The organism is Nitrospirillum guanabarense, assembly GCF_034653355.1.
GTDB lineage: Bacteria > Pseudomonadota > Alphaproteobacteria > Azospirillales > Azospirillaceae > Nitrospirillum.
The window spans coordinates 126,579-152,751 of record NZ_JAYEER010000002.1 but is presented as its reverse complement, the minus strand read 5'-3'; the positions used below and the strand labels follow the sequence as shown (position 1 = coordinate 152,751).

Here is a 26,173-nt window from a genome sequence, read left to right as displayed (position 1 = left end):
ATCATACATAGATGTTAATTGGCGGCAGCGCGAATTGGCACGGGGTCACGCGGCGTGCGCGTCGCCACTTTCGCCGGCGGTATCCCGATCAACCTTCTCATCGGGCGCCTGTTCCTGCGGCGCCACCGGCAGGGTGAAGGCGAAGGTGGCGCCTCGTCGGGTCCCCCCGGTGCCGCCGTCGTTGTTGGCGGCACTGATCTGGCCGCCGTGCGCCTCGATGATGGAACGGCAGATGGACAGGCCCATGCCCATGCCATCGGCCTTGGTGGTGAAGAAGGGCTCGAACAGGGCCGCCGGCTCCACGTTCTGGATGCCGCCGCCGCTGTCGCGCACGGCCACCCGAACCAGGTCGCCCGCCCGCTCCGCCAGGATGGTGATGTCACGGTCGGTATCGCCATCCACGATCGGAGTCACCTGCGCGGCGGTGGCCTGGATGGCGTTCATCAGCAGGTTCATCAGCACCTGCTGCACCTGCACCTTGTCGCCCCGGACCGGCGGCAGATTAGGGGGGCACAGGACGCGGACGGCGATGGCCTTGGCCTGCACCTCGCGACCCACCAGGGCGACGGTCTCGGCCACCAGCGCCTCCACCGCCAGGCTGTCGGCCTTGGGCGGCGCCTTGCGGGCCAGCGCGCGGATGCGGGCGATGACGTCGGCGGCGCGGGTGCCGTTGGTCACCACATGCTGCAGGCAGTCCTCCACCTCATGCGCGTGCTCCGGCCCCCGCGCCAGCCAGCGGCGGCCCGTCTTGCCGTAGGTGATGATGGCCGACAGCGGCTGGTTGACCTCATGCGCGATGGAGGCCGCCAGCTGGCCCAGCGTGCTCATGCGCGACACATGCGCCAGCTCGGTCCTCAGTTGCGCCAGCTTGGCCTGGACCTGGTTGCGCTCCGTCACGTCCAGCGCCATGACCAGGATGCGCGACCAGTCCTCATCCTCCGGCGGGACGGTGACACGGAGGACCACGTCCACCATGCCGCCCGACAGGGTGCGGAACTGGCCTTCCGCCTCCACCATGCGTTCTCCCGCCGACAGGGCCGCGAACACCTGGACCAGGGCGGCCTCGCTGCTGGGCGTGTACATGGCGACGATGCTGCCCGCCAGCAGCTGTTCCGCCCCCTCGGCCTCGAACAGGCGGACGGCGGCGGCGTTGATGGCGCGGATGCGGGTTGCCTGGCCCGCCTGCCGGATCAGATCGGGGTGCAGGGCCAGGCCGGCCTTGAGGTCGCCGCCGCCCAGGTCGCGCGCCCTTTCCAGCACGCGGAAGGCGTCCGTCCAGTCCGACTCCCAGATGGCGAAGCCGGCGGCGTTGAAGATGGCGCGATAGCGTCCCTCGGACCTCTGGCGTTCCGCGTCCGCCCGCCGCTGTTCCGTCAGGTCGGCGCTGGTTTCGATAATGCCGATGTTGCCACCCTGGCCGTCGAAGCGCGCCAGCCAGCGGCTGGCCAGCACGATGCGGCGGCCGTCGCGGCGCACCCGTGTCAGCTCGCCGGACCAGTGGCCGGCCTGGGCAAGGGCCTGGCGCACCTCGTCCGCCGGGTAAGCGGTCTGCAGCAGCTGCTGACAGGGTTGGCCCAGCGCCTCCTCCCGGGTCCAGCCGTACAGATGTTCCGCGCCATCGTTCCAATAGCGGATGACGCCGTCGGCGTCGTGGATGACCACGGTGTCGTGCGTCAGCTCCAGGATGCGGGCCTGCTCCGCCATGGCGGTGCGGGCGCTGCGATTGCTGAGCGACAGCAAGGTGGTGATGGCTATGGCCGTCAGGCTGACGGCCAGGCGCATGGCCGCCCCTTCCGACAGATCGTCCAGATGGCCGGCCAGGAAGGCGCCGCCGGTCAGGGCGGCGCAGGTCAGGCCCGTGAGCGTCACCGCCCGCCGTCCGTGGGAGATGGCCACCAACAGCACGACGGCGGTATACAGCACGGCCACCGCCCCCTGCAGCGGGCTGAAGGCGTCGGCGGAAAAGATCAGCAGCGCCAGCACGGCCGCCGCCAGGCATTGCGCGCGGCCATGGCTGGCCAGCGCCACCAAGCGCCGTAACCGCCGGCGCGGCGCCGCCCGACGGGGGTGCGAAGGAGAGGGGCCCATGGTCCGCCCGTGTTTATTGTCCAGGCCGGGCCTGCGGTGTTGCGTCATGCCCAGGATAATCAAGGGCCTAGCGGTTGGTAAATAGTATCGCATTTGTGCAACGAAATCCGCGTTCGATTGCTTATGGGGCGCGGGGATAAACCAAGGTATGGGCAAACCTAGGTGTGTCTGTTGGGCCGCGGCGCCGGCGCCCTAACCTTCCCCTCGTCCCGCCGGTCCCTGGGCCTTCAACCCAACCGGCGTCCAACCCCAGGAAGAGCGTCCCGCCAATGTCCAAGGTCATCCTCGTCACCGGCGCGTCCAGCGGCTTCGGCGCCCTGGCCGTGCGCGCCCTGGCCCTGAACGGCCACACCGTCTACGCCGGCATGCGCGACACCACCACCCGCAACGCGCGGGCGGTGGTTGAGGCGGCGACCTGGGCGGAGGACCATCGGTCCGACCTGCGGACGATAGAGATGGATGTGCAGTCGCAGGCATCGGTGGACCGGGCGGTGGACACCATCGTCGCCATACACGGCCGCATCGACGTGCTGGTGCACAATGCCGGCCACATGTCTCTGGGCCCGGCGGAGGCGTTCACGCCCGAGCAGTTCGCCGAGCTTTACGACATCAACGTCATCGGCACCCAGCGGGTGAATCGCGCCGTGCTGCCACAGATGCGGCGCCAGCGCCGGGGCCTGGTGATCTGGGTGTCGTCCAGCAGCGCCCGCGGCGGCACGCCGCCGTACCTGGCGCCCTATTTCGCCGCCAAGGCCGCCATGGACAGCCTGGCCGTCAGCTACGCCGGCGAACTGGCGCGCTGGGGCATCGAGACCAACATCCTGGTGCCGGGGGCTTTCACCAAGGGCACCAACCACTTCGCCCATGCCGGCCGGCCGGCGGATCTGGCCACCGTCCTGGCCTATGAGCAGGGGCCCGACAAGGGCATGGCCGAGGTGGCGGAGGCGGGCCTGGCCAAGTTGGAACCACCGGACGCCGATGCCCGTCTTGTCGCCGACGCCCTGGCCCGGGTGGTGGAGATGCCGTATGGCCAGCGTCCCTTTCGCACCCACGTCGATCCCGCCAGCGATGGCTGCGAGGTGGTGAACGGTGTCGCCGACCGGGTGCGGGCCGAGCTTCTGCGACGCATCGGGCTCGAGGACATCCTGCGGCCGCACCCCTACGGTCAGCTTGGGACGCTGTAGTTCCCGGACTGGCAGGCGGCAACCGATACCGCTACTCTCCCGCCATTTGGCATATAAGTCTGATGGTGGGAGAATCGCGGTGAAGTCCCTGAACATGATGTCGGCGTTCGTTCTGTCGCTTACGGCCATCCTGGCCACCGGCCCGGTCCTGGCCAGGGACGCGGCGGCCCATGGTGAGATGGCCCGTGACGGGGCACCCAAGGTGGAGCCCGTTGCCGACCTGCCCGCTGGCGCCGCGGTCCTGCCGGGGCACATCGGCGGCCGTGTGCTGGCCGAAGGGAGCGACGGCGGTTTCCGCCGGCAGTGGCCGGGCACCTATGTCGAGACCCGCTTCATGGGGCCTTCGGCCCTGTTCCGCGTCGGCCCTGGCGACGTCAGTCTGCGCATCAGCGTCGATGGCGGCGCGCCGGCGGCGCTGGTGAAGCCCAAGCCGGGTGTCTATCGCGTCACGGGACTGAAGGCGGGTGCGCATACCCTGCGCGTCGACACCGCCAGTGAAACCCAGGCGGGCCCCAGCGCCTTCGGCGGTTTTTACGCCCCGGCGGGCACCAAGCCGCTGCCCATTCCGGCGCGGGTGCGGCAGATCGAGTTCATCGGCGACAGCCACACCGTGGGCTACGGCAACATCGCGGACCAGGCGGCGTTCCAGCAGACATGCACGACGGCCGAGGTGTGGGACACAACCGATACCTCGCAAGGCATCGCGCCGCGCCTGGCCGGCCGCTATGGTGCCGATTACCAGGTGAACGCCATCTCCGGCCGGGGCATCGTCCGCAACTACAACGGCTTCGCCGCCGACACCCTGCCGCAGGCCTACCCTTACACCCTGTTCGACCATGCCGTCCGCTATGACGATCCGGCCTGGCATCCCCAGGTCATCGTCATCGCCCTGGGCACCAACGACTTCACCACGCCCCTGCACGCGGGGGAGAAGTGGGCCACCCGCGACGCCCTGCACGCCGATTATGAGTTGACCTACGTCGACTTCGTGAAAGCCCTACGTGCCCACAATCCTCAAGCCTATTTCCTGCTGTGGGCGACCGATATGGCCGATGGCGAGATCGCGGCGGAAGTGGCCAAGGTGGCGGACAAGCTGCATGCGGCGGGCGATAGCCGCCTGGCCTTCCTGCCCATGCATGACATTGCCTTCAGCGGCTGTCATTCCCATCCCAGCCTGGCGGACGACGCCAAGATCGCCAAGGCATTGGGCGACTACATGGACGCCCATCCCGAGGTGTGGCAAGCGAAGTGAGATAGAGCGCTTGTGGGAGTTCTGATTTCAGAACTCCCATAACGGCCCAGAGGCGCAGGCCTTACGCCAGTGTGTTGATCAGCCCGCCTTCCAGCCGGACAGCGGCGCCGTTGGTGGCGGCCGATAGGGGGCTGGCCAGGAAGGCCACCATATTGGCGATCTCCTCCGGCTCGATCATGCGTTGCAGCAGTGATCCGGGACCGGGCGGTGGCGAAGAACTCGGCCTCCGCTTCCGCCACCGTGGCGTCCGGCTTGCTGGACACGCTGCGCAGGAAATCCACGATGCCTTCCGACCGGGTGGGGCCGGGCATGACCGAATTGACGGTCACCCGCGTGCCCTTGGTCTGGCCAGCCAGGCCGCGCGCGATGGACAGCTGCGCCGTCTTGGTCATGGCGTAGTGGATCATGGCCGGGTCGACCGCCAGGCCGGTCTCGCTGGAGACGAAGATGACCCGGCCGTCATCGCGCGTCAGCATCTGCGGGAAATAGTGCCGGGTCAGGCGCACGCCGCTCATGACGTTGACGTCGAAATAGCGCTGCCAATCCGCATCCGAGATGTCGGCGAAGGGCTTGCTTTCATAGATGCCCAGGTTGTTGACCAGGATGTCCACCGATGGCACCTGGCGCAGCAGCTCGGCCGCGCCCTGGGCCGTGGTGATGTCGGCGCGCACGCCGCTCACGGTGGCACCGCCCGAGGCGCGGATGCCCGCCGCCGCCTGGTCCAGCTTCTCCTGGTCGCGGCCGGACAGGACGACGCCGGCCCCTTCCACCGCCAGCTTGCGAGCGATTTCCAGACCGATGCCGGCCGTCGATCCGGTGACCAGGGCCGTCTTGCCCGCGATCTTGAGGTCCATGACCCAAACTCCTCAAATCCTCACGTCCCGATGACGTTACGCCGTCAACCTAGGGACTGGCGGGCAGGCAGGGTATGGACTAAACAAGAATAATATCTGTGAATAGCAGGATCAAATGGCGCGCGTGCAGATGGAACGCTCCGGCGAGATGGAGGTGTTCGTCCGCGTGGTGCGGGAAGGGGGCTTTTCCGCCGCCGCCCGTACCCTGGACTTGACGCCGTCCGCCGTCAGCAAGCTGGTCGCCCGGCTGGAGGCGCGGCTGGGCGCCCGCCTGCTGAACCGCACCACCCGGGCGCTGGCCCTGACGGATGAGGGGCGGGGGTATCTGCAGGCGGCGGAGCGGGCCTTGCGCGCCTTGGACGACGCCGACCAGGCGGTGGGGTCGGGCACGGTGCGCGGCCGGCTGGTCATCAACGCCTCCGTCCCCTTCGGCACGCATGTGCTGGCACCCTCCCTGCCGGCCTTTCTCGAGCGCCATCCCGACCTGACCATCGATCTCAGCCTGACCGACGACGTGGTGAACCTGCTGGCGCGGAAGGCCGACCTGGCCTTCCGCGTGGGCACCCTGCCGGACAGCGCCCTGGTGGCCCGCAAGCTGGGGCAGAGCCGGCGGGTGATCTGCGCGGCCCCCGACTACCTGGCGCGCCACGGCACGCCACAGGCGCCGGCCGATCTCGCCCGTCACAACTGCCTGGGCTTCAACTTCCGCCGCAGCCGGGTGGGGTGGCCCTTCCGGGAGGGGGGGCGGGAGGTGGAAATGCCGGTGACGGGCACGCTGCAGGTCAACAACGGCGAAACCCTGCGACAGATGACACTGGCCGGCATGGGCCTGGCGCGCCTCAGCCGTTGGCATGTGGCCGAACAGATCGCCCGCGGCGACCTGGTGCCTGTGTTGGAAGCCTACAACCCCGGCGACCTGGAGATGGTCAACGCCGTATATGTCGGCGGCGGCCTGGTGCCCCGCCGCGTGCGCGCGTTCATCGATCACATGGTCGCGGTGATGGCGTCATCGGCGTTGTTTGTGGAGGGCTGAGCCGCTTCAGGGATAATGGAAGGAGTCGCGTCAGGGGGTGGCGGCCGTTCCCCTTGGCAAGCCCCAAAGGGGGGCCGCGGGACCCAGTTTCATTCCGGTCACGCCGCCGTTGGTTACAACAGTAGCGCAAGGTCGTGGAAAAATCTTGTGACGCGTGGACGGCTTGGGCGTCTCACTGCGCAATGATTGCAATTATCTGATGAGATAATACAAATGTGTCCGCCTTACTTCCGATCCATTGCCTTCCCCATAGCGATAAAGTCATATTCCAAGGAGCCCTGATGTCCAAGGTGTCGCCCCGTTGCCTGAGCGCTCTGCTGCTGTCCGCCTCCGCGCTCGCCATTGCCGCCACTTCCTCCGGCGCGCGGGCGGACACCACCATAACGTCGGCTTCTGGTCCAATTTCCGTGGGTTCCGGCAATCTGACGAATAACGGCACGATCAGCGAGACGGGATCGTTCGCGTCCAAGGTAGCTGTCCTGGTTCAAGCCAACTCCTCCATCGGCACCTTGGCCAACAACGGTCTTATAACGGTCGGTGTCAGCAATGGAGTCGCCGTCGGCGTCATTATGGGGGGACCGCATCAGCCTTCGCCAATGCGGGAACCATCCTGGCCCAGGGCAGCTTGGGCAATGCCGTGGGCGTGGATTTTAACCGTCCGGTGAACCTGATCACCAACAGTGGCACCATCCTGGCCGTGGCGCCCAGTGGGCAGGGCGTCGGTATTCAGATGTTCAGCCACGCCGGCAGTCTCGTCAACAGCGGCACCATCGGTGGATCATACGGCATCCTGTTGTATTCGCAGTGGTCACCCGTCAGCGCGGCTACGACCATCGCCAGCATCGACACGCTGACGAACATGCAGGGCGCGGTGATCAAGGCCTCCGGGTTTGGAGGGGTCGCTATTGAACTAGGGGGTGGGAGCGTTGGTACCCTCGTCAATAATGGTTCCATTCTCGGCAATGGTTCCACTTTCGGCGGCGCTTTCTCGCCTGCGATCATGTTGGTATCCGAGGATCTTTATCAGCTGGATTCCCACACCTTTTCCGTGGTGGGAACGATCCCGGCCATCGCATCGATCTCACAGCTGGTGAACGGTCGGACCGGAACCATTCTCGGCTATCAGGGCATTTCTTTCCACGGTGGGGTGATCGACACGCTGACAAACAGCGGTACCATCGCCGGGACGACGTCGGCGGGCATCATCATGTCCGCTGCAGACGTGCCGGATGCCCCTCATATAGGGACACTGATCAACAGTATCGGCGGCACCATCGTCGGCGGCACCGCAATGCGCCTGGTCGACAGCACCATCGGCACCTTGCTCAACCAGGGCCTGATCAGCGGTGGCACCGTCTTCTCCGGCGCGGGCATCAGTCTGACGTCCGATGGTGCGGTGGGCCAATCGGCGGCCAGCATCGGCAGCCTGATCAACACCAGCACTGGAACGATTCAGCAGAACAAGGGTGCGATCCAGCTGATGGGCGGGACCATCGGCACTCTATCCAATAGCGGCCTGATCAAAGGCTATTACGTCGCGTTAAGCGGATCCGTGTCCAGCCTGACGGGCGCGGCGCAACCCCGGATCGACAGCCTGCTGAACCTGGCAGGCGGCACCATCACGGCCATGAACGCGCTGCAGTTCCAGGGTGGCAGCATCGGTGCGCTGGTTAATGACGGCCTGATCGGGGGCGATCCCTCCATCAGCAGCGGCACGGCTATACAACTGTATTCATACGATACGGTTGCCGGCCAGGTCGGCACCATCGCCAACCATTCGGGCGGAACCGTCATCAGCGGGAATGGAGGCATCGCCATCGGTGGCCGCGAGACGGTCGCGGCGATCGTCAACGATGGCCGTATCCTGGCCGGTTCATCGCCCTTTGGTGGGACCATCGTCTATGGCGGCACCGCGCTTTCCGTCGCCAATGGCGCCGTCGTCGGTGTCATCAGCAATAATGCCGGCGGCACCATCGCCGCCGGTCAGCTGGGCGTCGCGGTTGACACCGCCACCGTGGGCACGGTGGTGAACGCCGGCACGATCGGCGATATCAGTGTGCACGGCTACACGTATTTGTCCTCCGTAAGCATCGCGACGGTCGGCACGCTGACCAATCTTGCGGGAGCGACCATAGGTTCCGCCACGCCCTATGCCGGTATCGGCGTCGGTATCGGAAGTGCGGCGCGCGTATCCTCCATCATCAACAACGGCCTGATCCAGGGGCGAGTGCAGGGCTTGGCCGTAAGCGGGTCGGCCACAGCCACAGCCCCCGTCACCAACATCGGCGCCATCACCAACACCGGTACCATTCGGGGCGCCACCGTGAGTACCATCGCGTCAGGTTATAGCTACAGCGGCGGCCTGGTCCTCAGCTCCGCCAACGTCGGCACCATCAGCAACAGCGGTGTCATCGCCGGGGCGGCGGGCATCCGCACCGGCCAAAGCGTCAATCCCTATGCCGTCCTTCCCATAAACGGCAGCATCGGCACCCTGGCCAATGAAGCGGGCGGCAGCATCCTGGGATTGGGCCCGACGGCGGCCATCAACGTGGGCGGCAGCATCGGCACGCTACTGAACAGCGGCTTGATCCAGGACACCGTGGGATCGGTCGCCGTGGGCGTGGACCTGCTGGCCGCGCGCACCGGCCTTCTGATGAACGCCACCGGGGGAACGATCGCTGGCATCCAAGCGGGCGTGCAGGTGGGTGGCACCATGAGCACCGTGACGCTGGACAGCTTGGCCAATGCCGGCACCATTGCCGCCGGCGCTGCCGGCACGGGCATTCTGTTGAAAGGCTTCGCCAGCAGTTTGATGGGGGTGAGCACCGTCTACGGCGCCACCGTCGGGTCCATCAATAACAGCGGCGTCATCACGGCGGGCTTGGCCGGTGTCGGCGTCGTCGGCACCATCGGCACCATGGCGAACAGCGGCACCATCGCCGCCACCGGCAGTGGTCTCCAGAATTTTGGCACTGTGCGCCAAATCTACTACGATCTTGAATTCGCCTTGCGGACCGACAGCATCCCCATGGCCGGCAGGATCGGGACGCTGACCAACGCCGGCATGCTCAGCGGCGATCAGTCCGGCATCGTCAATGGCCAGGAAACCGTGGTGGAAGTCACCCGTTCCATTACGGTCGGTGGCTTCGGATACGACAACATCATCTCCACCGTCTTCACCACGCTGGCACCCCTGGCCAGCACGATTGACGTTCTGGTCAACAGCGGCACCATCCAGGGTGGGGCCGGCGTCGGTATCGCCAATGCCGCATCGACGGCGCTTATTGGCACGCTGACCAACAGCGGCCTGATCCAGGGTGGCCAAACCGGTATCCTGAACACCGGCACCATCGGCGCCTTGTCCAACAGTGGCACCATCGCCGGCGGCGTGGCGGCCATCCGGAACACCGGCGTGCTGGGTACCCTGGTGAACAGTGGGGTGATCGCGGGCAACGTCATCAACAGCTCGTCCAGCGACTTGGTCATTGTTGGCGGCACCGGGGATACGTTCGGCAAGTTCATTGGTATGAACGGCACGGCCGGCACGCTCACGAACACGGCCAGCAACGTGGTTCTGTCCAGCGGCAACTTGGCGCTGGGCGTCGACGTGAACGTGGGGTCCCACACGCTGACCAATACCGGCAGCGCCACGCTGCGCGTGGACACGATCGTCAATGTGGCGGGCAACTACGCGCAGTCGGGTTCGGGCGCGCTGCTGGTGGGTGTGTCGTCAGCCAACACCTATGGCGGCTTGAACATCAGCGGCACCGCGGCGGTCAGCGGCGGCGCCATCATCCTGAACACCACTTCCGGTTTCAGCCTGATGAACGGCCAGACCTACACCATCCTGTCCGCCGGTGACATGGCGTCGTCCTACACGGGCTACAACCTCGTGGCGCCTGGCCATAGCCTGACATCGACCACCACGGTTGTGGGCGGCCACACCGAACTGGTGGTCACCGTCTTGGACGGCACCATCGGGGCCGGCAGCAGCACGACCATTAGCGGCGGATCGACCACGGTGGACCAAGTGGCGGGCGGCACGGTCAATGTGACCGACGGCAATCCCACGCTGAACACCATCAGCAGCGGCACGGTGAATATCAGCGGCGGCCAGTCGACGCTGAACACCATCGCCGGCGGTTCCGTCAACATCAGCGGCGGCAGCGCCTCGGTCGGCCAGGTGTCCGCCGGCACGATCAGCCTTGGCTCTGGCGCCACCATCGCCGGCACGCAGACGGTGAACGTCAGTGGTGGTTCGGTGGCGGTCGGCGGTACTGTGACGGCGCCGGTGGTGGTCAGCGGCGGTGATGTGGCTGTGGGCAGGGGCGGCGTGGTCAACACCTCCACTCCCATCCAGGTATCCTCGGGCGGCCTGTCGATCGCCAGCGGCGGCGTGGTCGCCAGTGACAAGCCGATGCAGATCAGCGGCGGCTCGGTCAACGTCTCCGGTGTGATCGCGGCCCCAGTGCAGGTCAGCGACAGCTCGGCCAGCGTGTCGATCAGCAGTGGCGGCTTGGTGACGCAGTCGGTGATGGCCAGCGCGGGCAGCGTGAACGTGGCGGGCACGATCCTGGCGCCTGTGACGGTGTCGGGTTCGGGCGCCAGCGTGTCGATTGCCAGCGGTGGCTTGGTGACGCAATCTGTGACGGCCAGTGCCGGCAATGTGAACGTCGCGGGTACGATCCTGGCGCCCGTGACGGTGTCGGGTTCGGGCGCCAGCGTGTCGATCAGCAGCGGCGGCGTGGTGACGCAGTCGGTGACGGCCAGCGCGGGCAGCGTGAACGTGGCGGGCACCATCACGGCGCCGGTGACGGTCAGCGGGGGCAACGTGTCGGTGGCCAGCGGCGGCACCATCGTCAGCAGCCAGCCGGTGCAGGTCACGGGTGGCAGCCTGTCGATCTCCGGCAACGTGAACGCGCCGGTGCAGGTGTCGGGCGCGACGGTCTCGGCCTCGCAGATCGCCAGCGCCACGCCGGTCATGACGGTGGATGCCGGTGGCACCATCAGCCAGTCGGTGACGGTGGACGCGGGCAAGGTGTCGATGAACGGCACCATCAGCGGCAATGTGGCCATTGGTTCCGGTGGCGCGTTGCGCGGCGCCGGCGTGGTGACTGGCCAGGCCTCCGTCTCCGGCATCCTGGCGCCCGGCAACTCGCCAGGCACGCTGACCTTCACCAACGGGCTGACGCAAGCGGCCAAGTCGGTGCTGTCCATCGACATCGACGGCACGGGCACCGGGGCCGGCTACGGCAACTACTCCCGCGTCCTGGTGACGGGCGGCAGCTACGTCATCGGTTCCGGCGCGGTGCTGCAGCCCAACCTGCGCGGCATGTCGGGCAAGGCCACCAACACCTACACTCCCGGCCTGGGCACGGATTTCACCATCGTGCAGGCGGCTGGCGGCGTGCAGGGCACCTTCGCCAGCATCACCCAGCCCGGCAGCGGGCTGCTGGCCGGCACGCAGTTCACGGCGCTGTATGGCGGCAACGCCATCGACCTGTACGTCACCCCCACCTATGGCAGCTTGGCGTCCTTGGGCGCCAACACGAACCAGCGGACCATGGGCCGCGTGGTGGCGGGGCTGACCGGGGCCGGCAACGCCGACCTCAACACCGTGCTGAAGGCGCTGTACAGCCTGCCCACGGTGGGGGCGTCGCTGGATGCCCTGGCGCAGATCGGCGGCGGCAGCCAGGCGAACATCGTGGCCTACAGCCTGAACCGGGGCCTGGCGGTGACGCAGGTGCTGGGCCAGCGCCTGGCGGCGGTGCGGGACGGCGTGGCGGGCGGCATGCAGGGTACGATGCAGGCCCAGTTGGTCGGCCGCACGCTCTACACCAGCGTCGCCAGCGGCGGCGACGCCGTGGCGATGCCGGTGGCGGACGAGCGCGGGGCGGCGGCCGGCTCGGCGCCGGAGGCGGGCTGGCACTTCTGGGCCCAGGGCCTGGGGGCGTTCACCCGGGTGGACAGTGACGGCAACGCCGCGGGCGGCCACAGCAACACCGGCGGCGGCCTGTTCGGCGGCGACCGCACGGTGGCGCCAGGGGTGACCGTGGGCCTGGCCGGCGTGCTGCTGCAGAGCACCTCGGGCGGGTCCAATGAGACCAGCAGCTACGGCCTGTCGGCCTACGGCAACGTCGACCTGGGGGATGGCCTCTTCGTCACCGGCAACGCCGGCTACACCTACGACCAGTACGACACGGCGCGGACCCTGGGCTTCGGCGGCCTCAGCCGCACGGCCTTCGGCCACACCAAGGGTGACGAGCTGTCGGCGGGTGTCACGGCCGGTTACCGGGTGCGGGTGTCCAACCTGACCTTGGAGCCGCAGGCCGGCATCCAGTGGCTGAAGGTGGGCCGCGACGGCTTCACCGAGACGGGGGCGGGCGCCCTGGACCTGGTGCTGCAGGACCTGGACGCCACGGCGCTGCAGAGCAGCGTGGGCGGCCGGGCCTCGGCCAGCTGGAAGACGGACGGCGGCACGGTGATCACCCCGGCCCTGCGCGCGGCCTGGCTGCACGACTTCCGCGACCGGGCGCTGACCAGCCAGGCCGCGCTGGCGGGCACCACCTTCGCCGTGACCGGCCCCGACACCGGCGCCAACGCGCTGGGGATCGGTGGCGGCCTGACGCTGCAGGAAGGCGACAACCTGAACCTCTACGCCAACTACGACGGCACGCTCCGCCGGCACGAGACCGACCACGTCTTCACCGCCGGCTTCCGCCTCAGCTGGTAAGACGGGCGTAAGGCGCACAGATGACAACGGCCCGGCGGGGAAAGCTGCCGGGCCGTTTCATTTGTGGTTGGCTTGTCGTCGCCGGTGGCTTCCCAGTTGACAATAACCCCGGCGTCCAGCCAGGACCTGGCGTAGCGCCTGCGCATCGTGGCCGACCTGTTGGGCCAGCCGCCGGCCGTGTCATCCCTGGTGGTCTGGCGCGGTCTCACCGATGTGGATGGCCAGCCAGACGGTGGGCCGGCCGGTGTCGGTGTAGGTCACCCGGTGGCTGGCACCGGCTGGGATGAACAGATGGTCGCCGGGCCACAGGGCCGTCTCGCGCCCGGCCACCTCCACCCGCGCGGCGCCAGCCAGGACCAGCACCCACTCGTCATGCGCCTGGCAATAGGGCTGGTCGACCGGGGTCACCTGCCCGTGGGAGACGATCTGCTCGATACGGCAGCCGGGGCGGCGCAGGATGTCGATGAACCGCTCGGTCTCCCGGGCGGAGGGCAGGCCGGTCAGCAGGTTGCCAGGTGGCATGGTCATCGGGCGATACCATCGGGGTGGCGGAGACGCGTATTCTGGTGGGGCGCCAGCGGGTCAGGCAAGCGGCATCCGCTCATTGGCGCGCAGGGTCAGGGTGCGGCGAGGCCGGTCCGTCAGATGTCCAGGCAGGTGCAGGGTGACGGTCTGCACCCCCGGTTCTATACCCACCAGGGCTCGGGGGGAACCGTCCTTGCCCGTCATCAGGCGCGCCGCGCCCCCTTCGACGCGGGCGACCTCCCGTCCAGCCAGGCGCAGCACGGCGCCCTTGTTCCGATAGGCGATGGTGGCGGTCTTGCCGTTGTCCATGGGCAGGGACAGGCGGGTTCCCCGCGCCGCCTCGTGACCGGGGCGGATGTTCCAGTGCAACGCGTCCGCGTCTTCGCACACGCCCACCAGCCGCCAGGTGTAGTCGACCATGACCAGAGCGGTGGGGGAGTAGTTGGGCTGGTCCTCGCCGGCCGTGAAGACGCCGGTCATCGGGTCCATCTGCTGGCGGAAGCTCATGTCCGTCTGGATGGCCTGGCACCAGCGGCCCATCATGACGGAAAACTCGGCCGACCGGCCGTAATGGTCGAACCAGCGCCCCGCCCGCAGGGCGGTCAGGGCCTGGGTGGCGCCGCCCCAACTGTTGGAGGGAATGGGCCGCACGAAGGCGGGATCGTTCAAGGCGACGGAGGCCAGAGGATAGGGACCCCAGAAGGCGGCCGGGTTGTGCAGCTGGCGGGTCCACAGCTGGTCGAACAATGCCGCGTCCGGCACGTGCTCGCCGCATACCCGGCTCAGGACGTCGGAGCGGACGCGGACGAAGCCGTTCTCCGCATCCAGATCATAAAAGGCGGCGTCTTCGGCCACATAAAGGTGGGACAGGATCAAGCCGCGCAGGATTTCAGCCCGCTCCATCCAGTGGTCGGCCTCGCCCTTCCGGCCCAGGGCCGTGGCCATGGCCGCCAGCGCGCGGCGACCACCATAAACGGTGGCCGACAGGTCGGGGCAGAGGCGCGGGAGCGTAGGCAGGGGAGCGTGCCGACGCGCGTCCTTGTTGGGGCACTGGTTGGGCACGCCCGCCCAGCGCGGGCTGTTGTCGTGCCCGGTGTCATAGGTGCAGAAGCCCTCCACCAGCCCGGTGCCGCGCGTGTCGCGATACCGCGTCAGCCAGCCGTCCCAGGCGGCACAGGCGCGATAGGCCGTTTCCAGCAACTCCCCGTCACCGGTGGCGCGGGCCAGCTCCCAGGCCGTGGCGGCGATGGGCACCACCATTTGAATTTGGCCGAAGCCGGTCTCCGTCACCTTGTTGTTGGCCGGCAGCTGGCCGTCGGCGCGTTGCAGCTCAAAGAAGGTCAGGTGGCTGTCACGGGCCACGTCGGGACGGAACTTGCGATACACCAAACTCTCGTGCGGCCCGCACTCCTGCCAGATGCCGCGATAGACCGAGCCCTCGATCAGCACCGGCCGGCTGATGTGGGGCAGCACCTGGACATTGCCGTCCAGGATGGCCAGCGCCTTGTCATAGGCCATCTGCCAGCGGGCGTTGTCCGTGGTGTAGCGCGGCGTGTCGCGCGCCTCGTCCGCGCTGGTTCCACGAGCCAGGCCCAGGCCCGCCAGGGCGGCGGATCCAGCGAGGAAGTCGCGGCGGGGCAAGGTCACCATGTCCGCTCCACATGCAGCCAATCGACGTCGACGAAGCCGCCGGTGTCGGCGCCGCGCGTGAAGGTGAACAGGGCGGGCCGCGCCCCCTTCCACCAGGAAAAGCGGGTGAGGGGGATGGCGCCGCCCAGCGGCTGGAACGATCGGCCCTCATCCAGGCTGTAGCTGTAGCGCACCGTCTGGTCGGGTGCGACCTCGGCCCGCAGCTCAAGGGTCTTGGCCGCCACGGCGGGGCCGGCGTTTTCGTCCCCGGCGACGGCCAGAGCCAGGTGGGTGCCGGACGGATCCCGTACGGCGCCGATCCAGCTGGGTTTCACCCCGAACAGGGCCAGGCCGGCCCGCTGCCCTGGCGTCATGGCGGTGAGGTCCAGGCGGGCGGTGACGCGGCTTCGGGGGCCTTGCAGGATCTGGGTCAGGGTGTTGCGCGCCGTCACCAGATGCTCCGCCGGCCGGGCGGTCAGGCGAAGGAAGCCGGGACGGGCCGTCAGGCTCCAGGCGTTGTCATCCGGGTTGTGGTTCCATTCCCACTGCGGGCCCAGGACCGGGCCGGTGAACTCATCGGAATCCTGCAGGCGGTCGTTCGTGGACGCGCCCGTGTCGGGCGTGGGGTATGTCGCCACCGGCTGGCCGCCATAAGTGCCGGGAATGCGGTCGCCCATCACAGGCCAGTCGTCGATCCAGCGCACCGGTTCCAGGTGGACGATGCGGCCGAAGGCGCCGGCGCTGTTGAAGTGGACGAACCAGTCCTGGCCGGACGGGGTTTCCACCCAGCCACCCTGGTGCGGGCCGGCCAGTGCCGTGGTGCCTTGGCTCAGCACCACCTGGTGCTCATAGGGGCCACGGATGTCGCGGGCCCGCAAGGCCACCTGCGCCCCCTTCTCCACCCCGCCGAAGGGCGCCAGGATGTAGTACCAGCCGTTGCGCTTGTAGAGCTTGGGGCCTTCCAGGATGGGCAAGGCGGCCTTGTCTTCCACGATCACCGTGCCGGCGTCCAGCACCCGCGTGCCGTCCGGGCTCATGCGGTGCAGGATCAGGGGCCCGGCGCCGTGCACCGAATGCACCAGCCAGGCGCTGCCGTCCTCATCCCAGAAGGGGCAGGGATCCTCCAGCTTGGGCTGATCGATGACCTTGACGGGCGCCGACCACGGTCCCTCGGCCCGCGCGGCCGTGGCCATGAAGATGCCCTCATCCGGCGTGGGCCAGTAGACGTAAAAGCGGCCGTCGTGATGGCGGATGGACGGGGCCCATACACCGCCGGCATAGCGGGTGTTGGTGGTCGGCTTGGACGTGGTGTCGGTCAGGGCGAAGGGCCCGGGCATGCTGTAGTCCGGCCCGAAGGTCAGCCGGGGCAGGACATGTCCCAGGATGGACCAGTGCACCAGGTCGCGGGACTGCAGGATGGGAATGCCGGGGGAGAAGTGGAAGCTGGACGCCACCAGGTAATAATCGTCTCCCACCCGGATGACGTCCGGGTCGGAATAGTCGGCGTACAGGATGGGGTTGGTGTAGGTCGCGCCTTTGGGTGCCGGGACGCACGCCGCCAGCGCCAGCCCGGCGGCCAGCGGCAGGAACCGTGTCCGCATCATGCCGCCAGACTGTTGCCGTAGCCGATGATGATCGTGGCGAAGACCAGCAGCGCCACGCCACCCCCTACCATCCAGCGCACGCGCCGCCGGGCGTCCCGCCATTCATGGAAGGCGAAACCCCAGAGGGTGCCGAAGATGATGATGCTGGCCATGTGCAGGGTCCAGCTGGAGAAGCCGAAGCGGCCCATCTGGCTTTCACCCATGGTGTAGAAGAAGAACTGGAAATACCAGGCCGCGCCGGCCAGCGCGCACAGGATGAAGTTGGTCAGCAGGGGCGGACGGCCGCCCGACGCTGAAGGCCGGCCCAGCCATTCCCCGGCGCTGCGGTTGCGGCGGATCAGCCAGCCGCACCAGACGGCGTTGGTCAGCAGGCCGCCGAACATCACCAGGCACAGCACGGGCAGGCCGGTCCACAACGGCCCCGTGCCGGCCGCTGCCGACAGGGCCTTCACCGGTTCGCCCGCCGTCAGGCCGAAGGCGAAGCAGGACGACATGACGCCCGAGAAGACGGCCACGGCCAGACCCTTGCGGAAGTCGAACTCCGCGATGGCCTGAGCCGTGCGCGCCGGCGCCGGATCCCGGTCCTTTTCGGCGCCGGCCAGGGCCACCACGGCGATGCCGGCCACGGTGACGGCCAGGCCCAGCAGCACGATGTTGCCGCTGGCGCTGTCCAGCAGCTTGGCCTGCAGGTCCCCCTGGAAGATGGGTGGGATCAGGGTCCCGAACACGGTGCACAGGCCCAGCACCACCGCCATGCCCAGGGACAGGCCCAGATAGCGCATGGTCAGGCCGTAGGTCAGCCCACCAAATCCCCACAGCATGCCGAACACCACCGGCCAGACCAGGGTGGGCAGGGGGATGCGGCCCATGACGCCGGCCAGGTCCCGCGTCTGGATGGTGGCCAGCAGCCAGGGCGCGATCAGCCAGGACACGATGCCCCCCGTCAGCCAATAAATCTCCCACGACCAGCGTTTCACGCCGCGATACGGAACGTAGAAGCTGGCGGAGGCGAGGCCACCCAACCAATGGAAGAACACACCCAGCAGGGGATTGGCCGGCACGGTCGCGGTCTCCTCAGATGTCCAGGCCTAGTCGGTAGACCCGGTTGGCGTTGCCGGCGAACAGGGCGCGGCGCTCGGTCAGGGTAAGGTCGGCCACCGCGTCGGCCAGCGCGCCCAGGGTGGCGTCGAAGCCGGCGAACAGCCGATCGGTGGGGAAGTCGCTGGCCATCAGGGCCCGGTTCGCGCCGAACAGGTCCAGCGTTTCCCGCACCCGGCCGCGCACGGCGTCCGCGCGCCAGGGGCGGAAGGCGAAGCCCATGCCCGACAGCTTGACCGAGACGTTGGGCAAGGCCGCCAGCGCCGCCATGCCGGCGCGCCATTCGGCGCGGCCGGCGGCGTCCAGATCCACGCCCATGCCCGCGTGGTTGATGATGACGGGAATGCCCGGGTGGCGGGCGATCAGCGCCGCCAGGGCGGAGAACTGGCCGGGATAGGCCTGCAGGTCGAAGGACAGGCCATGGCGTTCCAGCAGGGCGAAGCCCCGGGCCCAGGCCTCGTCCCGGGTGACGTCGCGCGGGGTGTAGGTGCGGCCGGGATCGGGGTGCCAGTTGACGATATGGCGGATGCCGCGGACGGCGGGCCGCGCCGCGTGCGCCGCCAGCAGCGTCTCCACCTCCGGGTCGTCCAATGCCGCGAAGGCGACGATGCCGCTGGGCAGGCCCTCGTTGGCGGCCAGGTCCTGCAGCCAGTCGGTTTCGGCCAGGGCGTCGGCCGGATGGGCGCCGGCGTCGACATGAACGATGCCGATGACGTTCCATCCCGCCGCCTCCGCCCGATAATCGGTCAAGCCGTAGCTTGCGGCGATGGGCGCCACGTCGCCGTTCGGCCCGCCGTCGTTGAAGGGCGGTGTCAGCCAGGGGTAGCGCAGCCGCCCCAGGTCCCACAGATGGACATGGGCGTCGATGAACGGCAGGTCCCGCACGTCTCTTATCCTCCCGAAAGGCGCCGTTCTGCGCGGGCGCCCGTGACCCGGAACTGAGCCGGAACTTAAAAGGTCGTCCTGCCCCCAGAGGTATCGAAGGTGGAGGCGGTGGTGAAGCTGCATTCCTCCGACGCCATGAAACAGATCATGGCGGCGCTTTCCTTCACGTCGCCCAGCCGCCCCATGGGGATGCGGGAGCGCATGTAGTCGATCTGGCTTTGCGGCAGCTGGTCCAGGATGGGGCTGTCGAAGGTGGCGGGGGTGATGGCGTTGACGATCACGCCCTTGGTCGCCAACTCCTTGCCCAGCGACTTGGTCAGGCCGATGACCCCGGCCTTGCTGGCGGAATAGGCGGAGGCGTTGGGGTTGCCCTCCTTGCCGGCGACGGACGCGACGTTGACGATGCGGCCATAGCCGTTGGTCAGCAAATGGGGCACCAGGGCGCGGCAGCAGTGGAAAATGCCGTTCAGGTTGATGTCGATCACCCGCCGCCAGCCGTCGATGGGGAAATCCTGCACCGGCGCCGTCGGCCCCGTGATGCCGGCGGAGCAGACCAGGATGTCGACCTTGCCCAGCACGGCCACGCTGGCCGTGGCGGCGGCGGCCACCGCGTCCGGGTCGGCGACGTCCAACGCCACGGCATGGACGGCGCCGATCTCCGCTTGCGCCGCCGCCAGAGCCTCGGCGTTCAGGTCCCACAGCACCACGCGTCCGCCCTCGGTGATGATGCGGCGCGCGACCTCCAGGCCCAGGCCGGAAGCCGCGCCGGTGATGATGGCGTTCCGTCCGGCGAAGCGTTCCGCGTAGGCCGTCATCGCGCGGCCCCCGTCGCCGGATGACTGGGGTTCGGCCTCGGGCCCGCGGAGTGGCGGAAGAAGTTCATGGGTCTGCCTCAATGCGTATAGGGGCGGTGGAGTGTGACGGCTGGGTTGAGGTCGGCGCCGAAACCGGGCTCGCCCAGGAGCTTCCCCTGCGTTTTATCATCGGCATGATAATTCCGTATTATAGGAAACGATACCAAAAAATAGGATTTATAAGTGAGTCAGTAAAAAGACCGGAACCCGGCAGGAAGGGTGTGGTACCGGGTTCCGGCCAACCAGCGGGCTCAGAACCGCCCGCTGACCGGACCATCGGCCACCGTGTCGGGCAGCCAACGCGCGCCGGTGGACCGGAAGTCCACCACCCTCTCCAAGGCGAAGGCGGGCGCCTCCTTGGGCACCCGCAGGCGAAAGAAATCCGCGTCCACCACATCCTCCAGCCGGATGGCGGGACGGGGATCGGGGGCGGCCACGGCCACCTCCACATTGCTCATCTGCACCCGCCGCGCGTGGCGGATGAAAAAGCCGGTGGCCGGCAGGTCGCCGAACATGGTGGCCTCGGGATAGGCCAGCTCGGCCTCCGGCGGGGCCAGGGCCGCCATGGCGGCCGGGGCGCCACCCACCTGATGGAAATAACAGTCGGCGATGCGCACATCCTCGATGGGCCGGTCGCCGAAGCCCGCGATGACCGAGGGCAGGGCCGTGGCGCCGGAACTGATGATGTTCTGGATGGAGACGCGTTTCAGCGTGCCGACGGCGGCCCCGGCCGGTCCGCGCATGCGCTTGCCCAGCCGCAGGAACAGGGGGGCGTCGACGATGCCGCGCATGGCGATGTTGCTGACGGCCACGTCCTCCAGCACCGCCCCGTCCACCGTTTCGAACGCCAGGCCACGGCTTTCCTCGAACAGGCAGTTGGTGATGGTGATGTTGCGGAAGCCGCCGTTGGATTCCGTGCCGAACTTGATGCGCCCGTGAATCTTGGACGCGAATTCCGGCGGCATGCGCCGCCAGGTCCCATCCAGGACCGACCCCACCTGGTAGTTGCCGGTGACCAGGCAGTTGGCGATGGTCAGGTTCTCGGTCACCCGCGCTTCGCCCAAGGCGTAGCTGCTCTTGGGGCAGATGCCGTCGTCGTAGGGGGAATTGACCGTGCAGTTGCTGACCCGCACGTTGCGGCAGCAATCGATGTCGAAGCCGTCGCGGTTGGTGTCGACCAGCAGGTTGTCGATGGTCAGGTTGTCGACGCCGGTGGCCAGCAGGGCGAACCAGCCGCCCTCAAGGATCTTGAAGTCGCGCAGGGTGACGTTGCGGCAGCGCTTCAGGGCGATGGCCTTGTTGCCCGTGCCGGGGCCGCTGGGGTCCTGCAGCCAGTTGTCCTTGCCATCGCCCCGGCCCAGCCCCTTGCCCCAGATCAGCCCGGGACCGGCGATGACGATGTCATGCAAATCCTCGCCCCAGATCAGGCTGTTGCGCCAGTGGCCGTGGCCGAAATCCTGATAGGCGCCCCAGTCGCCGATGGGCTCGGCATGGTCATAGCCTTCGGTGGCGGTGGGGGCCGCCGCCAGCAGGGTGGCGCCATTATCCAGGTACAGGGTGATGCGGCTTTTCAGGCGGATGGTGTGGCAGGCGTAGGTGCCGGCCGGGAAATGGACGGTGCCGCCGCCCCGGGCCGCGGCATGCTCGATGGCCCGGTTGACGGCCGGGGTGTCGATGGCGCGGCCATCGCCCCTGGCGCCGAAGCGCCGCACGTCGATCCAGCCCTCGCCGCCGCTGTCGGGCGGCCGGCTCGCCGCCAGGGCGGGGCCGGCGCCGGCCGCGAAGCCCGCGGCCAGGATAAGGGATCGGCGGTCCACCATGCTCTGCCTCGTCCGTTCCGGTTGGGGTGGCGAGGTGTTCGCCGCCACCCGATCAGGCCTTTAGAACTTCACCGTGGCGCCAAAGAAGAACTCCGCCCCCAGCACGTCGTAGGTGGCGGAGAAGGTGTTGGCGTTGGGCCCCTGGGTGGTGACCGGGGGCAGGGTGCCGAAGACGTTGTTCACGCCGCCGAACACCTGGATGCTCTTGTTCACGTCGTAGCTGAACGACAGATCGATGTAGTTCTGCGCGTCCAGCGTGGGATAGGCGATGCTGGACAGGGCCGGGGTGGAGGCCGAGCCCTGGCGCAGGGGCACCAGATAGCGGTCGGTCGTCACCTCGTCGATGAAGCGGTGCCGCACGCTCAGCTTCAGCTGGTCCAGGTTCCAGGTGACACGGGTGCTGCCGTGCCACACCGGCAGCGGCTGGCCGCAGGTGGGACCGAACGAGCCCTCGCAATGGTTCTGGATGTTGGGCAGCGCCGCCACCGGGGTGAGGGTGAAATCATCCAGGTAGGTGTAGGTGGTGCTGATGTCGAAGGAACTGGTGCGGGCGATGCCGGGGATGCCGACGTCGACGTCGAAGGAATAGCTGGCGGCGAAGTCCAGGCCCGAGGTCTGCATGCGGCCGGTGTTGGCGTTCAGCACCTTGACCACGAAGGGATCGTTGATCTCGCCGGTCACCGGGTTGCGGTGGACCGCCTGGCAGAACTCGCTGCTGGGGTTCTGGATGACGTTGTAGCAGAGGTTCAGGGTGTTCTGCAGGCCGCCGCCCAGGGCCGCGATGGCGCCCTCCAGCTTGATGTTGAAATAGTCGACGCTGAGGTTCAGGCCGGGCACGAAGCGTGGTGTCAGCACCGTGCCGACCGTCACGGTATCGGAACGCTCCTCACGCAGGTTGGGGTTGCCGCCGAAATCCGCCGCGAAGATGCTGTTGGGCTGGACCGCGTCGGTGAAGACGGCGTTGGCGGGGACACCGGTGGCAATACAGGCCGCGCGAACGGCCGCCGTCTGCTGCGCCGCCGGCGCCCGGCTGGAGCAGGGATCGGTGGCCACGCCCACCACCCGGCTGACGCCGCCGAAGGCCTCGTTCACGTTGGGCGCGCGGATGGCGCGCTGGTATTGGCCGCGGAAGGCGACGTCCGGCGTCACCTTCCAATCCAGGCCGCCGGAATAGGTCCAGACGCCGCCGATGCCGGTCAGGTCGTATTCGGAATAGCGGAAGGCGCCGTTGGCGGTCAGGTCGTCGATCAGGAAGATGTCGTTCAGCAGGGGCACGCGCACCTCGCCGAAGCCTTCCTTCACGCCGATGCTGCCCTTGGTGGGCAGGCCGGGGTTGAAGCCGGCCACGTCGCCGGAAGCCAGGAAGCTGTCGGGTGTGAAGGTGGCGCTGGTCTCGCGCCATTCCGCCCCGACGGAGAAGCCCAGCGGCCCGGCCGGCAGGCGGAACAGGGTGCCGGTCAGGCTGCCCTGCGCCACCTGCTGCTCGGCGATGGTTGTGTTGGTGGCGTTGATGGCGATGGCCTGCACGCAAGCGGCACTGACGTTGGCGCCGAAGATGTTGCAGACCGGCGCCGCCCCGTTGGCCGACAACAGGGACGCCTGCAGCCGGCTGCGCGAAATGGCGTTCTGCAGGCGCAGCGTGTCTTCGCTGCGGGCGTAGGTGTAATAGGCGTTCAGCTTCAGGTCGGTCAGATAGTCGGGCGAGGCGTCGCCGATGTCCCAGTCGATGCCCCAGGCGCCGCGGTAGACGTTGCGCTCCTCGATGGCCAGGCGCGGCCCGGCCTCGATATAGCGGCGACCGGCCGTCAGCACCGCCAGCCCGTCGCCGGGGGTGGTGGTGTAGGTGGCGGTGCCGGCGGACACGGTGGTCTTGCCCGTCTCCGCCAGGTCCAGTTGGCGGAGCACCTCCTGCAGTTGCGGCGTCAGATAGGGGTTGTTGACGTTGAACAGCGTGGGCGCGCCCACGTTGGTGGAGGCCAGGCGGGCGTCGACCTCGTTGTTGCTGTAGTGCAGCTCCATGAAGCCGCGCAGCTTGTCGGTGAAATCGTAATGGCCGAAGCTATTGATCATCTTCCGCTTCTGCGGCTGGATCAGATAGTTGTCGGGGCCCAGATTGAAGTCGTCCTGGGGCGTGATCTCCGGCCGCGCCGCCGTGCCCTGGCTGTTGAAGGTGAAACCGCGCGAGGTCAGGCTGCCCAGGCCGGCCGCCGCATAGGCCTCGTTCAGCGCGGTGTTGGACCCACCAAAGGCCGGGATGCCGGAGAAGCGGCCGTTGGGGATGTCACCGCTGCCGCCGGCCACGAAGCCCAGCTCACCACCGCCGGCGACGCAGCCTTTGCCGGCGGACGGGGTGAAGGGCGTGCCGGCATGGTCGGGGCTGCTGGTGCCCTTGACCACGCAGCCGTCGGACAGGCTGTCATAGGCGTAGCTGCCGCGCTCTCCCCGGGTGATGGCGCGGCGGTCCAGGTAGTTGGCGGCCACCACCAGGTTGCCGCGGTTCTGGGCGAAGTTGCCGCCGGCCGTCAGGTCGACGTTGTAGACGGGGGTGCCGGTGGGCTGGTCGATGTTCATCTGCGCCCGGGCCTCGATGCCTTCGAAGTCGTCGCGCATGATGAAGTTGACCACGCCGGTGATGGCGTCCGAGCCATACACGGCGGAGGAGCCGCCGGTGACGATCTCGGTGCGCTTGATCAGGCTGGCCGGGATGGTGTTCAAGTCGGTCACCTGCTCAGGCCCATAGATGGCGAAGCGGCGGCCGTTGACCAGCACCAGGTTGCGGGTGGCGCCGAACCCACGCAGGTTGACGTCGGCGAAGCCGCCGGGAACCGTGTTGGAGGTGGCGCTGCCCAACTGGGAGCCCACGGCCTGTGGCAGCTGCGCCAGCATGCGTTCGATATTGACGTTGCCCGACAGCTTGACGTCTTCGGCGTTGACCGTGTTGACGGGGGTGGAGGCGCCGCCCTGCCGGATGCGCGATCCGGTGACGATGATCTCTTCCAGTCCATCCCCGGCTTGGGGGCCGTTGGGGGAAGCCTGGTCGGCTTGTGGCGCTGTTTGCGCCCGGGCCGACTGGGTCAAGGGGGCCGCGAAGGCCGCAAAGCCCATCATCATCGCCGTCGTGCCGCGCAGCTGCCGCCGACGGTTTCCCATCGTGTGATCACTCATTGTTGTTGCCTCCCCGTTTTATTAGGCGCGATCACCCGCATACCGGACCGCCCCAGGGGGTGGTTTGGGCTCGTGCCAGATAATACCATATAATGGGATAATATTATAGTTAATGGGAATTAAGTCGTCAACGCTATGTTTGCAAGATTGTTATTTTGAGCAATACTGCAGATGTGTCAGTATGTTAGCGGTCACAACCGGGGCCGGAGCCCGAGAATGACCCGGAATATCGGGCTGTCACCGATGCTGTCCCGGGGGATATCGGGACCGGTATGCTGATCAATATTCCAGATATCGGGAAATCTCTGGAAAAAGCCCTTACGCGGGGCCATTCTCATGCCGAGGCCACAAATGGCCCGCCCGATATTCCATTAAATGATAGGATAGATCATAATATGGCCAATTCATCCAGGACAAGCGCCGCAGAGACGGACGAGGATGCCAAGGGGGCGGGAACACAGACGGCGGGCAGCCAGACGCTGTTCCGTGGCCTGGACGTCATTGATGCCGTGGCGGAGGGAGCCATCGCCCTGCCGGCGCTGTCGGAGCGTTTGGGCCTGACCAAATCCACCACCCACCGCCTGGCCTCCGCCTTGGTGGAGCGGGGCTACCTCACCTTCGTGGCGCGCGGCGGCTATAGCCTGGGCCCCAAGCTGCTGGAACTGGGCTGGCTGGCGCAGCAGCAGATGCACCTGCCCAGTCTGGCCCGGCCGCATCTGGAAAGTCTGGCGGCGGCGACGGAGGACACGGTCCATCTGGGCATCCTGGACGGGTTCCAGGCGCTCTACCTGGACAAGGTGCCCGGCCGGCGTCGGGTCGTGATCGGCTCGCGTGTGGGGGAACGCCATCCCATCGCCTCCACCGGCCTGGGCAAGGCCCTGATCCTGGACCATGGGGAGCCGGCATGGCGCGAATTCTACGAGGCGCAGGGGTCCAGTGTCGGACTGGCCATTTGGCTGGAGCGCATGCGCGCCTACGCGGCCAAGGGCTACGCCTTCGACCTGGAAGAGAATGAGGACCAGATCCGCTGCGTTGCCGCCCCCATCCGGGGCGCCAGTGGCGAGATCGTCGCGGCCATCAGCGTCTCCAGCGCCGCGCAGTACATGAGCGACGCCCGTATGGAGGGCCTGACCGCCCAGGTCATGGGCGTGGCCCAGGACATCAGCCGCGAACTGGGATGGAGCGAGCGGGTGGGCCAGCGCCGTCCGCGCAAGTCGAAGCCCTAGAAGAAAAAATCCATGCTGCTTGGGGGACGATGGTGCTGATCACCGGCGGATCGCGGGGGACCGGGCGTGCCGCCGCCATCCGTTCCGACGTGGTAATTCGCGGTGGGGCTGGCGGGGCAACCACCTGTTAAGGCTGGAAATCCCGGCCGGAATTTTTTTGGCTCAACCGCCGTGGGCCCCCTCTTGACATGGATTTCAGGCTGAATAAATTTTTGCTGCGGCT

Annotated in this window: 16 protein-coding genes; 6 read left to right on the top strand and 10 right to left on the bottom strand. The window is 67.8% G+C overall.

The genetic code is table 11. The features are described 5' to 3' along the window. Positions 1–45: 45 nt before the first annotated feature. On the bottom strand, positions 46–2,028 hold the full coding sequence (locus UAA55_RS07345) for a PAS domain-containing sensor histidine kinase (RefSeq protein ID WP_322952423.1): 1,983 nt from the start codon (positions 2,026–2,028) through the stop codon (positions 46–48). A gap of 329 nt (positions 2,029–2,357) precedes the next feature. On the opposite strand from UAA55_RS07345, the gene UAA55_RS07340 reads away from it, so the two are divergent. Beyond that, on the top strand, positions 2,358–3,272 hold the full coding sequence (locus UAA55_RS07340) for an SDR family oxidoreductase (protein ID WP_322952026.1): 915 nt from the start codon (positions 2,358–2,360) through the stop codon (positions 3,270–3,272). 79 nt (positions 3,273–3,351) lie between these two features. Beyond that, a complete protein-coding gene (locus UAA55_RS07335; protein ID WP_322952025.1) occupies positions 3,352–4,524 on the top strand; it encodes an SGNH/GDSL hydrolase family protein in 1,173 nt (390 codons plus the stop codon). Here the strand turns inward: UAA55_RS07335 and UAA55_RS31460 are convergent. Continuing rightward, positions 4,485–5,378 carry an SDR family NAD(P)-dependent oxidoreductase gene (locus UAA55_RS31460; protein ID WP_463667843.1) on the bottom strand — a complete coding sequence of 298 codons (894 nt, stop codon included), beginning with the start codon at positions 5,376–5,378 and terminating at the stop codon, positions 4,485–4,487. The two genes, UAA55_RS07335 and UAA55_RS31460, sit on opposite strands and share 40 nt — an antisense overlap. Positions 5,379–5,493: 115 nt before the next feature. Here UAA55_RS31460 and UAA55_RS07320 point away from each other — a divergent pair, with 115 nt between their 5' ends. The 3 genes from UAA55_RS07320 to UAA55_RS07310 all read left to right on the top strand — a co-directional run bounded on the left by UAA55_RS07320 (position 5,494) and on the right by UAA55_RS07310 (position 13,144). Beyond that, positions 5,494–6,411, top strand: coding sequence for a LysR family transcriptional regulator (locus tag UAA55_RS07320; protein ID WP_322952024.1), 918 nt, complete (start codon positions 5,494–5,496; stop codon positions 6,409–6,411). Positions 6,412–6,692: 281 nt separating this feature from the next. Then, a complete protein-coding gene (locus UAA55_RS07315) occupies positions 6,693–7,076 on the top strand; it encodes a hypothetical protein (RefSeq protein ID WP_322952023.1) in 384 nt (127 codons plus the stop codon). Continuing rightward, a complete protein-coding gene (locus UAA55_RS07310) occupies positions 7,055–13,144 on the top strand; it encodes an autotransporter domain-containing protein (RefSeq protein ID WP_322952022.1) in 6,090 nt (2,029 codons plus the stop codon). Before UAA55_RS07315 ends, UAA55_RS07310 begins: the two co-directional genes overlap by 22 nt. A gap of 180 nt (positions 13,145–13,324) precedes the next feature. Here UAA55_RS07310 and UAA55_RS07305 read toward each other — a convergent pair whose 3' ends face one another. The 8 genes from UAA55_RS07305 to UAA55_RS07270 form a co-directional block, all read right to left on the bottom strand. Next, a complete protein-coding gene (locus UAA55_RS07305) occupies positions 13,325–13,672 on the bottom strand; it encodes a cupin domain-containing protein (protein WP_322952021.1) in 348 nt (115 codons plus the stop codon). A 54-nt stretch (positions 13,673–13,726) separates the two neighbouring features. Beyond that, entirely contained in the window at positions 13,727–15,319 is a 1,593-nt protein-coding gene (locus tag UAA55_RS07300) for an MGH1-like glycoside hydrolase domain-containing protein (RefSeq protein WP_322952020.1), read from the bottom strand. After that, entirely contained in the window at positions 15,313–16,902 is a 1,590-nt protein-coding gene (locus UAA55_RS07295; RefSeq protein WP_322952019.1) for a glycoside hydrolase family 43 protein, read from the bottom strand. Before UAA55_RS07295 ends, UAA55_RS07300 begins: the two co-directional genes overlap by 7 nt. Continuing rightward, positions 16,899–17,963 (bottom strand): L-rhamnose/proton symporter RhaT, encoded by a 1,065-nt coding sequence (gene rhaT, locus UAA55_RS07290; RefSeq protein ID WP_322952018.1) that lies wholly within the window; start codon positions 17,961–17,963, stop codon positions 16,899–16,901. Before rhaT ends, UAA55_RS07295 begins: the two co-directional genes overlap by 4 nt. A gap of 13 nt (positions 17,964–17,976) precedes the next feature. Then, the gene (locus UAA55_RS07285) at positions 17,977–18,885 is read right to left on the bottom strand and encodes an amidohydrolase family protein (protein WP_322952017.1); all 909 of its coding nucleotides are present in this window, start codon (positions 18,883–18,885) and stop codon (positions 17,977–17,979) included. A 65-nt stretch (positions 18,886–18,950) separates the two neighbouring features. Beyond that, on the bottom strand, positions 18,951–19,700 hold the full coding sequence (locus UAA55_RS07280) for an SDR family NAD(P)-dependent oxidoreductase (protein WP_322952016.1): 750 nt from the start codon (positions 19,698–19,700) through the stop codon (positions 18,951–18,953). A gap of 290 nt (positions 19,701–19,990) precedes the next feature. Further along, a complete protein-coding gene (locus tag UAA55_RS07275) occupies positions 19,991–21,559 on the bottom strand; it encodes a rhamnogalacturonidase (protein ID WP_322952015.1) in 1,569 nt (522 codons plus the stop codon). 60 nt (positions 21,560–21,619) lie between these two features. Further along, positions 21,620–24,724: a TonB-dependent receptor domain-containing protein gene (locus tag UAA55_RS07270; RefSeq protein WP_322952014.1), complete on the bottom strand. Its 3,105-nt coding sequence runs from the start codon at positions 24,722–24,724 to the stop codon at positions 21,620–21,622. A gap of 395 nt (positions 24,725–25,119) precedes the next feature. Here UAA55_RS07270 and UAA55_RS07265 point away from each other — a divergent pair, with 395 nt between their 5' ends. Continuing rightward, positions 25,120–25,950, top strand: coding sequence for an IclR family transcriptional regulator (locus UAA55_RS07265; protein WP_322952013.1), 831 nt, complete (start codon positions 25,120–25,122; stop codon positions 25,948–25,950). Positions 25,951–26,173 lie beyond the last annotated feature (223 nt).